This is a genomic window from Luteimonas aestuarii (assembly GCF_004357985.1).
Lineage (GTDB): Bacteria > Pseudomonadota > Gammaproteobacteria > Xanthomonadales > Xanthomonadaceae > Luteimonas > Luteimonas aestuarii.
This window is the reverse complement of sequence record NZ_SMTF01000001.1, coordinates 266,200-278,451: the sequence shown is the minus strand read 5'-3', so window position 1 is coordinate 278,451 and position 12,252 is coordinate 266,200. Positions and strand designations below refer to the sequence as shown.

The 12,252-nt window shown below is 62.7% G+C and carries 11 protein-coding genes and 1 tRNA gene; 9 read left to right on the top strand and 3 right to left on the bottom strand.

All coding sequences use genetic code 11. The annotated features are described in order from the left end of the window. Positions 1 to 14 precede the first annotated feature (14 nt). The 7 genes from E2F46_RS01245 to mobF all read left to right on the top strand — a co-directional run bounded on the left by E2F46_RS01245 (position 15) and on the right by mobF (position 7,506). Entirely contained in the window at positions 15 to 533 is a 519-nt protein-coding gene (locus tag E2F46_RS01245; RefSeq protein ID WP_133320361.1) for a hypothetical protein, read from the top strand. Between the two features lie 147 nt (positions 534 to 680). Beyond that, positions 681 to 869 carry a hypothetical protein gene (locus E2F46_RS01240; RefSeq protein ID WP_133320360.1) on the top strand — a complete coding sequence of 63 codons (189 nt, stop codon included), beginning with the start codon at positions 681 to 683 and terminating at the stop codon, positions 867 to 869. A 175-nt stretch (positions 870 to 1,044) separates the two neighbouring features. Beyond that, positions 1,045 to 1,131 (top strand) — tRNA-Tyr (locus tag E2F46_RS01235). A 124-nt stretch (positions 1,132 to 1,255) separates the two neighbouring features. After that, the gene (locus E2F46_RS01230) at positions 1,256 to 2,020 is read left to right on the top strand and encodes an ankyrin repeat domain-containing protein (protein WP_243720257.1); all 765 of its coding nucleotides are present in this window, start codon (positions 1,256 to 1,258) and stop codon (positions 2,018 to 2,020) included. Then, positions 1,998 to 3,872, top strand: a complete 1,875-nt coding sequence (locus tag E2F46_RS01225; protein ID WP_133320358.1) for a helicase HerA-like domain-containing protein — start codon at positions 1,998 to 2,000, stop codon at positions 3,870 to 3,872. The genes E2F46_RS01230 and E2F46_RS01225 overlap by 23 nt, the downstream gene beginning before the upstream one ends. A gap of 22 nt (positions 3,873 to 3,894) precedes the next feature. Next, positions 3,895 to 4,617, top strand: a complete 723-nt coding sequence (locus tag E2F46_RS01220) for a hypothetical protein (protein WP_133320357.1) — start codon at positions 3,895 to 3,897, stop codon at positions 4,615 to 4,617. Positions 4,618 to 4,677: 60 nt separating this feature from the next. Beyond that, positions 4,678 to 7,506, top strand: a complete 2,829-nt coding sequence (gene mobF, locus E2F46_RS01215) for a MobF family relaxase (protein ID WP_133320356.1) — start codon at positions 4,678 to 4,680, stop codon at positions 7,504 to 7,506. On the opposite strand, the gene E2F46_RS01210 is transcribed toward mobF, so the two are convergent. After that, positions 7,496 to 7,951, bottom strand: coding sequence for a GIY-YIG nuclease family protein (locus E2F46_RS01210; RefSeq protein WP_133320355.1), 456 nt, complete (start codon positions 7,949 to 7,951; stop codon positions 7,496 to 7,498). The two genes, mobF and E2F46_RS01210, sit on opposite strands and share 11 nt — an antisense overlap. Positions 7,952 to 8,069: 118 nt before the next feature. On the opposite strand from E2F46_RS01210, the gene E2F46_RS01205 reads away from it, so the two are divergent. Beyond that, complete coding sequence (locus E2F46_RS01205; protein ID WP_133320354.1) at positions 8,070 to 8,657, top strand: ankyrin repeat domain-containing protein; 588 nt, start codon at positions 8,070 to 8,072, stop codon at positions 8,655 to 8,657. Between the two features lie 63 nt (positions 8,658 to 8,720). On the opposite strand, the gene E2F46_RS01200 is transcribed toward E2F46_RS01205, so the two are convergent. Both E2F46_RS01200 and E2F46_RS01195 read right to left on the bottom strand, forming a co-directional pair. Beyond that, the gene (locus tag E2F46_RS01200) at positions 8,721 to 8,990 is read right to left on the bottom strand and encodes a hypothetical protein (RefSeq protein WP_165967314.1); all 270 of its coding nucleotides are present in this window, start codon (positions 8,988 to 8,990) and stop codon (positions 8,721 to 8,723) included. 180 nt (positions 8,991 to 9,170) lie between these two features. Further along, complete coding sequence (locus tag E2F46_RS01195; RefSeq protein ID WP_133320352.1) at positions 9,171 to 11,135, bottom strand: YadA family autotransporter adhesin; 1,965 nt, start codon at positions 11,133 to 11,135, stop codon at positions 9,171 to 9,173. Positions 11,136 to 11,398: 263 nt separating this feature from the next. On the opposite strand from E2F46_RS01195, the gene E2F46_RS01190 reads away from it, so the two are divergent. After that, on the top strand, positions 11,399 to 12,193 hold the full coding sequence (locus E2F46_RS01190; RefSeq protein WP_243720256.1) for a M15 family metallopeptidase: 795 nt from the start codon (positions 11,399 to 11,401) through the stop codon (positions 12,191 to 12,193). The last annotated feature ends 59 nt before the right edge of the window (positions 12,194 to 12,252 follow it).

Below are 12,252 nucleotides of genomic sequence, written 5' to 3'. Positions count from 1 at the left end.
ACTGGAGACCCCACATGAGCGACAACCTTACCCAACCCATGGAAGCATTGGACGATCTGCGCACCTTGCGAGCACAACGCAACGAGAAGTTGTTGGGCGACCGTCCTCCCGTCCAAAAGGAAGAGGCCAGGGCGGCCTACGATCAGTCCGTGAGCAAGGACCAGCATTCGATCGACGAGCGTCGCCAGCGGTTGCTGGATTGGGCCGAGAAGGCTAGCCCGGAGCAGATCGAGGCCCTGCAGAAGAAGATTCAGGAGACCGACAAGGCCAAGGCCGAAAGCCAACCCGACAACCAGCACGAACAGGTGGCCTTTCAGACCGTCCAGCAGTGGCGCCAGCAGCGTCAAGGGGAAGAGCAGCGCCCTCCCATGCTGACCCGGGAGCAGCAGAAGGAAGACGGGCCGGGGCGCTTGGGCTACGCCGAGTATGCCCGCACGGCCCAGAAGGAGGCGGCGTTCCTGAAGGACTACGAGAAGAATTTCGACTGGGACAAGCACGAGAAACAGCGCCAGCGAAACGTCTTCAGTCTGTAATTCCGCCTTTTCCAACTAATGTCAAAAACTGCCCGGTTCTTCACAGAATCGGGCTTTTTTGCGTCTTGACACCCATTTCTGGTGTGGTTTCCTGAAGGTGTAAAAAGAGTAGACCGACCTACTCACAAAAACACTAAGGAGACCGACATGACTTTCATCGCCAACTTCTACGAATGGGCCGTAGAGAACACCGCCCTTGCCATCCTGGTGGCATTCTTCGCCATCCTCCTTCTGGCTATCGCTTTCGCTCTGGCACCGTTCATGGCCAAGGCCGCTCTGGTGGGATTGTTCTTCGTCGGCGTCATCTACATGGTCGTCGAGTTCATGTTCAACTGAGCATGAGTCGTTCTTACCGACAAGTGCGTGTCTACGTCCGGCGGAGCTTCCGCCGGTTCGATGGCGACGCATTCATGGCCGTTCTCTTGCCGGTGGTCGTCGTCTACATGCTGGGTTGGATTCTTTTCGGTCCCATCCCTGGGTAACCATCACTACGACGAGCTGAGCATCAATCGGGTCAGTAGTCCGGTAACGTAGCCGGGGCAGTCTGTAAAACTGTTGGCAATGTCCCCTGTAGGTTCAAGTCCTACCTGACCCACCAACACCTGCGAATTCGTCGCTCGCTTGACGGCCGTCGATTCGTCTTTACAACCATGGGGATGGACCCCCGTGAATCTCTCCAACACCAACTGCGCCCCCTGGGCCTCCATCGAACGGAAGTTCTGGTGGACACCTTGCTGCGTGAGTTCGGCAACGAGCCGCAGCACGCTTCCGTCATTCTGGCCCGCTCCCATGCTTTGAGCCTGGCCCCCGTCGAGGGGCGACGCGGCGACCTCGTCTGGCAGGTATGCCATGGCGACGACGACCGAGAGGCCCAGGTGGATCTCCGGTGGGGCCTTCATCGGTTGGCCTTCGACGCTCCCGACAACGCTTCGACCCAGGACATGATTCGTGCCTTCGAGCGTCGGCTGGGCGACAAGAACGAGCCCATGGCGTTCAGTGCCATCGCCGACCATGTGTCACGCCTTACCCCTGCCCAGCACACAGGGTTGTTCCATGACCTGTCCATGGCCGCTGAAGAAGCCCGCGCAGCTCACACCGACGCGCAACGCCTCCAGGAACATGGCCCTTGGCAAGCTTGGTTGACAGGCGCCTCCCGAGCGGGCCACGAAGCCGCCCTGTTGGCCTGCATCGGCATGGGTGCCAGCGTGCGAATGCCCGACGTCAGCGGGAACACGCCGCTCCACCATGCGTCCCGGTTCGGACATGCCCAGCTGATCACGCCCTTGGTGGATGCCGGAGCCGACGTTTCAGCTTTGAACGGGCAGGGCTGGGCACCCCTCCACTTGGCCGCGCTCCACAAGCACGCTCGCGTGTGCCTGCAGCTGATGGCACATGGCGCCAACCCCGAGCAGCCCGGGTGGCGCGGTCGCACCCCCACTCGCATGCACCAGCGTCAACTTCACCATGAGCAAGCCCAAGCCCTATGACGCCCTTGGGGAGGTGCCCGGCAACGTCGCACCGTCCCAGCCGGTCCGCTACTGGCACCGTGCGTTGTTGGGCGGCGGGTTCGTGTTCGGGGTGGTCTACGTCAGCGCCATGGGCGTGGCCTGGCTCGTCCCCAACCCAGATGGCCAGCTCATCCGTTTCACCGATGCTTTGAAGGGCGGACTGGTCACGGCTTATCACTTCCTCACGGCCACGATCTCCCTCCGGCAGGAAGCCCGTCAGTTCATCGAACTGGTCTCCTTTCACCATCCCTTGGCCACATGGACGCGCATTGGTGTGTCACTCGGGTTGGCGGGTTACCTGGCCGTCCGCGTGTTCCTGAAAGAGGCCAAGCCCGCGAGCAACACCTGGCATCTGGCGGGACCTCGACTGCTGGAAGGTGAGGAAGCCATCGCCGAGGCACGCCACCGTTCCCTGACTCCCAAGGAGGCCGAGGCAGACCCATACGCCTTGTCACTGCATCCCGACCTGGTGTTGTCGAAGAAGCAATGGGCGCGCCACGTGCTCATCACGGGTTCGGTGGGCTCGGGCAAATCGGTCATCCTCAAGCACGTGCTGGAGCAGCTGGTCCGCAAGCGGGATGCGAAGCTGTTCCTTTACGACATCAAGGGGGATTTCACGTCGATCTTCCGGCGTCCCATCATCGTTTCCCCGTTCGATTCGTTGACGCGGTCTTACGTGTGGGACGTGGCGGCGGACGTTCGCACGCCCACCCAGGCGGCTGCTTTCGCCGCCTCGCTCATCCCAGAGGGCGAAGGCAACTCCAAGTTCTGGCACTTGGCGGCTCAGGAGCTCCTGATCGGTTGCTTGAGGGAGCTGCAGAACACGGTGCCAGAGCAGTGGTCGTGGACCGATCTCGCGCGCTTGGTGCGCCGCCCTGCACAGGCCATGTGCGACGGTCTCCGTCCCCACTATCCGCGTGGCGCAGCGCTTGTCGTGAACCCAGAGAGCCAGACCACCACCAGTGTGTTGTCCACACTGGGAGGATTCACCCGGCTCCTCGACGATTTGGCCACTGCCTGGCCGACGGTGGGCAAGCGTCGTTTCTCTGTCACTCGGTGGCTCCGTGACGACTACACCGGCCGCAAACAGGTCATCGTCCAATCCGGCCCCGATCCGACGCTGACCAAGGCCTACATCGCCGCGATGATCAACGTTGCGGTGCCGGACTTGATTTCGCCCGCTCTACCGGACAACGAGAGTGGGCGAGGGCTCTACTTCGTGTTCGATGAGCTGACTTCCGCTGGCAAGCTCAACATCGACCCGTTGTTGGCGCTCGGGCGCAGCAAGGGCGTGGTGGCCGTCATGGCGGTCCAGGATCACGCCCAGATCGAATTGGTCTACGGCGAGAAGACCGCTCAGGCGTTCTCCTCCCTCGTGGGCACCCACGTGGTGTGCCAGGTGCAGATGGGCGCGACCCGCGACAAGCTGGCCGGCCAGTTGGGCAAGCACAAGGTGGCTTGGCGCTCGCACGAGGACAAGGCACAGGTCCACGAGGAAAGCCGGGCGCTGATATCCAGTGGGGAGCTGACCGACCGGCTAGGGTTCCGCAAGGGCAAGCGCTATGGGCCGGAGAAGTGGGGCATCGAGGCGATCGTGCAGATGGGCGGGGACGTGCTGTTGCTTGCATGGCCGGGGAAAAACTATCCCGAGGTGCGCGAAGGGCAGATTCCCGCCGAATGGACCACCAAGCCCGCTGGGCCCGTGGACGCGGTCGACGCGGCGCAGGTGGCGGCTGTATCGCCGGCCTTAGATGACCCCGCCGCCATCGCCGAGGTGCAGCGAACCTTGGCCATGACACCGGAAGAGATCGACGCGTTATTCTCCCGCTGAACCGAAACTAGGGGAGGCAAGGATGTCCAAGATCACGGTCCCGATTTGGAAGCCCACAGCCGAGTATGCGGTCAAGGCGGCGCTGACGTCGCGCTTTCGGGAATCGCTGGACGAGCTGGCCAAGAACCGAAAGGGCACCACCAGCCGAATCTTCACCCTGGTCGTGCTGTATCCGGACAAGAACAATGCGGTGGACCCCAATGCTGTTCTGGTGATGACACAACAGGCGCCGCCGAAGCTGCTGGGATACCTGCCGAGTGAAGTAGCTGCCGAATACCAGAAGCGAATGGTCGAAGTCGGATACGACCACCTGGTGTCCGCATGCGAGGCCGTCCTGTCAGGAGGTCTGGTGACCACGGACAAGACCTACGACTACATCCTGGAAGTGGATCTGGACATGTCCACGGACCCGCACCCAGACCACCTGGTCATTCATCCGGAGATGGTCCGCCACCCCGCCGATCCGGAGTTCAAGAAGGACGCCGGCGGGCTGTATCGGTTCAAGTGCTGGATCCCGCACGACGCGGTGGGCCACCTCCATCCCAAGCAGCGAACCAAGGGCTGGACCACGGACTCCTGGACCACGGTCAACTACTACCTGAGCAATGCCCAGGACATCGGGTTGGGTTTCAAGGTGCTTTCAGTGCCCAAGGCCAAGCATGCAAAAGCCTTTGGCGAGGAGCCCGTGACCGCCGTGGTGGAGGACATCAAGCGCCGCTGGGTCACGTTGCGCCTGGAGAAGTAATCCCCCTTGCGCATCGGAGGTTTTCTGGGACCTTGGATCATCCGAGGTTCCGGAGGCTCCATGATCAACTGCACTCGAATCGATGCGCGTGGCAACAACAAGCGCAACGGCAACATGTTTGACTACTTGCTGGCCACCGAACGGCTGGCCATCGACAACGCGGTGGCCTATTACGCCGGCAGCGGCCCCGATCCCCGTCAGACGATCAACTGGGGCGGCAGCCTCGCCGCCGAGCTCGGCCTGGAAGGGCAGCCGGTCACCCGCGAGGTGATGGAACTGCTGGGCAAGGGCTTTTCACCCACCGGAAGGCCGTTGTGCAAGAACGCGGGCGAGGAACCCCGACTGGTCATCAAAAAGGATCGCTGGGACAACGTGCGCCTGGACGACGATGGCAAGCCGATGGAGAAGTGGGAGGGCGGCCATCGGGTGGGATTCGACCTAACCATTTCGGCCCCCGGGGACGTAAGCGTGGCGTTCGCGCTGGCGGACGAGCGCGAGAAGCTGGCCATCCTGAAGGCCCACCGCCAGGCCTGCGCCGTGGCCATGGGCTACATCGAGAGCAAGGTGGAAACCCGCCGGGAGAAGGGAGGAAAAGAAGTCATCGGAACGCAGGGCCTGGTGTGGACTGCCGCCGACCACATAAGCAACAGGAACGTGCAGTGCGATCTGCACACCCACCATCTTGTCTTTGGTGTTTCGACGGGGGAGGACGGCCGTTGGGGCACGTTCGATGCCATCGAGATCTACCGCCACCGCCACGCCGCCGATCACCTCTACAAGGCCGAGCTCTACAGCGCGATGAAAGCGCTGGGCTATGGGATCCAGCGGGAGCGCGAGGTGGACGTGATGGGGCGCGAGACGGGCCAGATTCTCACCACCATCGCCGGCATCGACCGGGAACTGGTGCTCCAGACGAAGACCCGCCGCCAGGAAATCCTGGACTACGTCAAGGAACATCCTTCGGCCAGCCACGACGAGGCCTGCAAGGCCACCCGCAAGAAGAAGGAAGAGCCGCCGTTCGAGCAGGTGGTGAAAGACTGGCAGCAGACCTTCGCAAACATTGCTAGGGAAAGACCTGATTTGGTTCCGACCACCCAGTCGCTCAAGCAGACCCAAGGGCAACACCTGGACCCACATACATTCGATGAGGTCTTGAAGCGCATGCACGAGAACGAGGCGATGTTCTGCGAGCATGACCTGGTTCGGGAGCTGGGTATGGAATTCGCCGGGCAGAAGAACGCTGAGGAAGTGCTGCAGATGGTGAAGGAGTTCACCGAGCAGGACGACTTGGTGCGCGTGAAAGCCGAACACCTCCACGAAGACGATCGGGGCAACCGGTTGGCGCGCAAGCACCGAGAGGATCGATTCTGCGCCACCTGGATGGTCGAATGGGAAGCCGAGATCATCCGCCGCTCGAAGGAGCGGGAGAACGAGACGGACCTGAAGCTGTTCCGCTCCACAGTGGACCGGGAGATCGCCGCGTATGAGAAGCGCAAGGGGTTCACCCTCACCGAGGAGCAGAAGGCCGCTATCGGTCACCTGACCTATGGAACCGCAGGTGTCGGCGTCATGTCGGGGTTGGCCGGCACCGGCAAGACCACGGTGGCCGAGGTCTACAAGCAGTGCTTCGAAGCTGAGGGAAAGCAGCTGATTGGACTGGCGGTGGGTGGACGGGCCGCTGAAAAGTTGGAATTCGAGTCGGGCATGCCCAGCATGTCCGTCGCCAGATTTTTCTCCCAGGTGCGTCAGGGCAAGATTGCTCTGACGAAGAAGGATGTGGTTGTGCTCGATGAAGCCGGCATGGTGGCCACCGGCGATACCTTAAAGCTGATGACCTATTGCCAGCAGATTGGCTGCAAGCTGTTGCTCCAAGGAGACACAGATCAGCTCCAGCCCATTGCGGCCGGCAACGGTTTCGAACTGGCGAAGATGGCACTGGGCGACACGAAGCTGACCGAGATCCGTCGGCAGAAGAACGCCGGTGACCTGATAACCGCGAACAGCTTCTACGAGCGGGACCCCCAGGGGAGGGTCAAGGACATGCGCCGAGGGCACCGGAGCCGCCAAGGCACCCTCGATATGGGTGCGCAGATCCTCCGCAATCTCAAGGAGCGAAATTGCATCGACGACTTCGGGACCGATAAGCAGGCGATCAAGGCGCTGGTGGACGACTACCTGAAAGACCCCACCCCGATGGACGAGAAGTTGGTTCTGGCCCATACCAGGGGCGAGGTCACCAGCCTCAACATGTCCATCCGAAAAGGGCTGCAGGAGCAGGGTGTGCTGGACAAGGAAGAGTTCACCTTCCGGTCGATCGTGAAGGGGAAGTGGGAAGACCTGACGCTGTCCCGCCGCGACCGGGTGATGTTCACGGCGACGAACAACGATCTGGGCGTCATCAACGGCACCGAGGGAACGGTGGAGAGCATCCGCAAGGACAAGGCCGGGGGCTATGACCTGGTGGTGCGCATCGAAGCTTCGAACCCGAAGGAGAACGGGCGCCTCGTGAGGTTCAACACGAGCGAGCACAACGCGCTGGCCCACCGGTATGCAATGACCGTCCATAAATCCCAAGGGCAGGGCAAGGCTGAGGTTTACCACCTGGCCACCAACATGGGCATGCTCGATCAGCAATCGGCGCTGGTGGCGTTCACGCGCCTGACCAAGGGCAGCTACCGCATGTATACGACGGACGACGTGATGGAGCGCATGGCCGAACGCTTGGGCACCGAGCGGCACAAGGAAATGGCGCTGAGCGTCGGACTGTCCGAAACCCAGGCAGCGCCCGTGCGCAACCTGGTTCAGGATGTAGAGGAACTGCTGGCAGGATTGAAGCCGAAACCCCAGGTGCCAGTGGAGAAGCAACGGGGCGCGGTGCTTACCCGGTGACGCAGCGGGCCAGCAGCAAGACGCTGGCCCCCACCGCGATCCACGGCCACCACCGGATGCGTTCCGAGGGAAGCCTGCTTGGCGTGCCCAAGGTCCATCGGCACTGGAGGGCCAGGCATCGAACGTGGGGCGTCGCCCGACGGTGGGGGTTGATGACGATGCCCGGGGGCTTGGCGTAGACGCGCCAACCTTCCTTCGACGCCCTCACTCGCCAGGCCTGTTCGTGTGCTTCGGCTTCCGCTCGGGTGGCCGTCACCACGTTCAGCACATGAAACTGGAAGGGGCGGTGCCAGCCGCCCTGCTGGGAACGGTGCTGTTTCTCCCGCTGCTGCGGGTTCGAACTCTGTCCGATGTAGCAGCCCCCGTCGTCGAACAACAGGGCGTATAGGGTGCGGGGCAGTGGGTGATATTTCTCACTGCGTCCGAGGTTGTGGCGGTGGGTCATGATCTCTCCGTGAGTGAAACGACCCACTCACGAATAGATCAGATTCGAGGACTGGCAACCCCTTGCGCGTTCCCGATGCCGATCTACCGTGGCTTATCGACCTCAGAGGGGAACAGCCTTGGACAACCGATGGATGCGCGCGGCCCGCGTGGGCGACACGGACGAATTGCGCCAACTCCTCGAGGCGGGCATGGATCCCGGGCGCTACGTGCTGGTTGATCAGGGCATGGTGTCCACGATGGCTGAGCAGGTGACAGCGCTCCACCTGGCCGCTTTCGGAGGCCACCTGGCCGCCTGCCGGTTGCTTCTGGCGAATGGCGCGGAAGTGGATGCACTGACGTTGCCTTTGGAGCGCAGGGAAAGCGGGGACACCGCGTTGATGCGCGCGGTTTGGGGCTGCTCGATCGCTGTGGCTGAATTGCTGTTGGAGGCGGGCGCGGACGTAGACGACGTCGACGGGCTGACGGGAGACACGCCGTTGCTGGCAGCGGCACGTTCAGGCCATCCGTCCATGTGCCTACTGCTCCTCGATAACGGAGCGGATCTGTATGCATTCAACCAGGACGGTGAGGGGGCTATGGATCTGGCGGCCGACTCCACAACATTGGAAACGCTTCAAGTCTGGAAGGCGTCCAAGAAGGCCGAGCACCTGGCGCAGGCTTGGGCAACACCACTTCCCGATCCTGGGTCCCGTGCCCGGCTGTAATCGCTCAAAAGAAAAGCCCGGGCTGGTCCCGGGCTCTTCGTGTGGGTCAGCAGGGAGCGGGGCTCACCGTTCGCTGACCTGGTGTTGCTGGAGGAGCGCACCAGCTCCCATCCCAACGGTCGTGTCGTATCCCACTTTCAGAATCGCGCCGATTGCGTTCTTGAGTGTTTTGCTGGTGTTGCCATTTCCTGTATTGCTCGAACGGTTTGCTTTCTTCATGACGTTTTCCTCCGTGTTGTCATCGTTGTTGCGGGTGTCACCATTCCTGTTGCGGTTGAAGAACCATCCCTTGGTGAGAGCCAAGGCGATGGCGGCTATCGGCGCTACGACCATCGTGATGGGTAGGGAATTGAACCCACACCCCTCTGCGAAATTGTTTGGGGCGATTATACGCCCCTCGGGCCCGGAATGCAACTGTAAGTGCTTGTAAATTATGGCAATTCAATTAAATTCCAGCGTGCACGAACAAGGGCCCCGAAGGGCCCCTGCCGAGACAGATCACCTCCTTTTCAGTTACCAACCAATTGCCCAGCCCACGCCGATTGACGTCTGGCTACCAGTCGAGGAGACACCAATCGAGAAAGCCGATGGCGATCCGCCGGGAGTGGTCAAGTCGCGCACGTAACCAAGCGAAAGAGCGGTCTGACCGCCGCAGTGGCCAGCGCCCATCGCCAAACGGTTACGCTTGTTGATCGCGCTTGCTGACATTGCAACTTGGGATTGGGCCTGGCCCATTGCGCACACACCGTCCACACGCTTGTCGGTCCGTTCCAATCGACGGTCGATCTGAACCCACCGGTCATCCAGCGACTGCTGAAGGTTCCACAGCTGCCCACCGTTGACGGCATCCGTGGAGCCTTGCGCCACTCGGCCGTCGGCCACCTGGGTGACCTGGCGGTAACCCATAGCCACTTGGTTGGCGCCCGTGGTGCGGGTGTTGGCGCCGATGGCCACCGAGTTGGTGTGCGTGGCGCTGGCGTTTACGCCCATGGCCGTTCCGTTCACCCCAGCCGCTGAGCCGGCGCCCACCGCGGTGCCGTTTCGCTGAGCTACCGTCGCAGAGCCGACTGCAGTGGCGTTGTCCTGTTGCGCCTGGGCGTTGTTACCGAACGCCGCAGCGGCACGTCCCGATGCTTGCGCATGAGGGCCGACAGCAGTGCTGACGTGGCCGGTGGACGCAGCGCCCATGCCAGCGGCCAGGCTGCTATCACGTGCGTTGGCGCCCATACCGAAGGCGGCCGAACCGCGGTCTTGCGCATTGGCTTGGTCGCCGACGGAGGTGGTTCCACCACCCACGGCGCTGGAGCGGGGACCAATGGAGACCGCCCCAGATCCATCAGGGCCTGAGTCCGCGTTGGCGTCCTCACCGACAGCCACGTCACCGAAGCCTCGGGAAGCCGCGTTGCGGCCGGCCGCAACACCCCCGAGCTGGTCTGCCTGCGCGTTGTCCGACCCGTCGTTGTTGCCGTTGGCGACGAAGTAGGGGTTGGTTCCGTCGCCTTGTCCGTCCCGACCGTTGGCGCCGGCAGGCCCTTGCGAACCCACATCGCCACGCTCTCCCTTGTCGCCTTTCAGCGATACCAGCCACTCCGTTTCCGTTCCAGTGAAGCCGTTGGAAACGGCCACGTCGTAGGCGCTGGCACCGGCTGGACCGGCCGGGCCTTGCGAGCCACCGCCCGGGTTCTGCTCCACGGTATGAAGGCGCCCGTCCAGGTCGTAAATGGCGGCCGTGACGTTGGTGTGGGTGTTGCCGCTGGACAAGGTGATGGTCGGCGGGACGAACACGCCGTTGACGAAGCCCGCCCCGCCGCCGATGGCCCCGGACATTGAGCGGAGTTGACCCACCGAGGCAGCGTCGGTGTCGTTGATCCCGTTGGCGAGATTCGTCACGCGGCGATAGATGCCATATCCCACGTTGCCAACGCTGACCTCATCCGAATTCGTGCATTCACTGAAAGAGCCCAGAGCAACGCAACCGTCGGCGTCTGCCTTCGACATCGCTCCAATGGCCGTGCCGCGAGCACCGGCAGCTGCAGCGCCAGACCCAATGGCGGCGCCGAAGGTCCCGGACACGGAGGTGTTGGAGCCGATGGCGGTCCCGCTGTTCGAGGCGGAAGCGCCTGCGCCAAAGGCAGAAGAGTTAACGCCCGTCGATTCTGCTCTCGCACCCACTGCGGTTGCACTCGGCCCGTTCGCGTGGCTCATGTGGCCCACCGAGGTGGTGCTGCAGCCCTGGGAAGTGGCTTCGTTGCCCACCGCAGTGGCTCCTACGCACGGGGTGCCGTCGATCATGCCGCCATCCGCGATGGCTCGGGCACCAATGGCCGTTGAGAGGTCCGTGACCGCATTGGCGCTGTCGCCCACGGCGGTGGTTTCGAGGGCGGTCGCGTTGGCGTTGTTGCCGACCTGGACCTGCGCCATCGCCGTTCCGGAGAACAGGCAGGCGAGCAGCGCGAGGTGAATGAGTGAGCGTTTCATGGTGGCGTGTCCTCCAAGACGAGTAGGGGTGTCTACTCACGAGTAACACGCAGCGGGAAACGCGCAAGGGGGGGGCATGAAGAACCTCCCGACCCGACGTGGGGAACCGACAGGAGACCGCGTCGAGCCGGGAAGCTGCAGGCAAGGAGGGGGCCTGCCTCTTCTTTTCTATACAAGGTTTTCAGATTCGCAAGGGGTCCTTGCGCGTTTCCGATTTTCCTTTTTCATGAAGAGTAGACCCGTATGAGTAAGGAGGCCTACTCATGATTTTCAATCTCGCCAAAGCGCTGCTGGCGTCTTTCCTGTTGTTCGCCGTTGCCGTGCCGGCGCACGCGCACGTTCCCACCGACTCAATCGCTGACGTCCATGGCAAGAAGCCCGGTCTGTTCAAGCGGCTGTTCCACCGGCACAAGGACGCCCCTCAGTGGGACGGCGTCCACCCTGAGCTTCGGGACAAGCTGGAGCGGATCCAGCTGCAGATGAAAGAAGAGGGGTATGACCTGCGTCTGGCCGAGGGCTACCGGTCGGAGGAGCGCCAGGCCGAACTCCTGGCCAGCCAGAAGGGCGTGACCCAGGTCGGCCCGGGTAGGAGCTGCCACAATCATGGCTTCGCCGCCGACATGGTCATCCACAAGCGGGGGCGACCCAGCTGGAACCTCAAGAACGACCACGTTCGCCAGGGCTACGAGCGCTACGGGGAACTGGCCCAGGCGGCCGGCTTGCGGTGGGGTGGGGCTTGGACCGACTTCAAGGACATGCCCCACGTCGAGCTTCGGGCGCCCTGCCTTCTGGCCATTCGTTCTTATGGGGCCGGACAGGAGGTGAGGGTGGCGGCCGTGGTGCCCGAGCCCTTGCCGCCCCTTTGGCCGGGCTTGGACCCTCTGGCCATCACTCCTGCGGAGGAGTGCGTCGGCTTCGTGTGCCGTCGCCCCTGGGAGTGGAGCGTGTCCACGTCGCGTCTCGACTGGAGCGCGTGGTGGTCATTGCCAATGCCCGTGTTCGAGGGGCCTCAACAGTGCCCCGTGGGCACCGATTTCAGGACGCCGTGGCGGGCTTGATCTTGTTGCGATGGTGTTGCGACGGGCGTCCCCGATTATTCGCTAGGCCGCAAAAACAG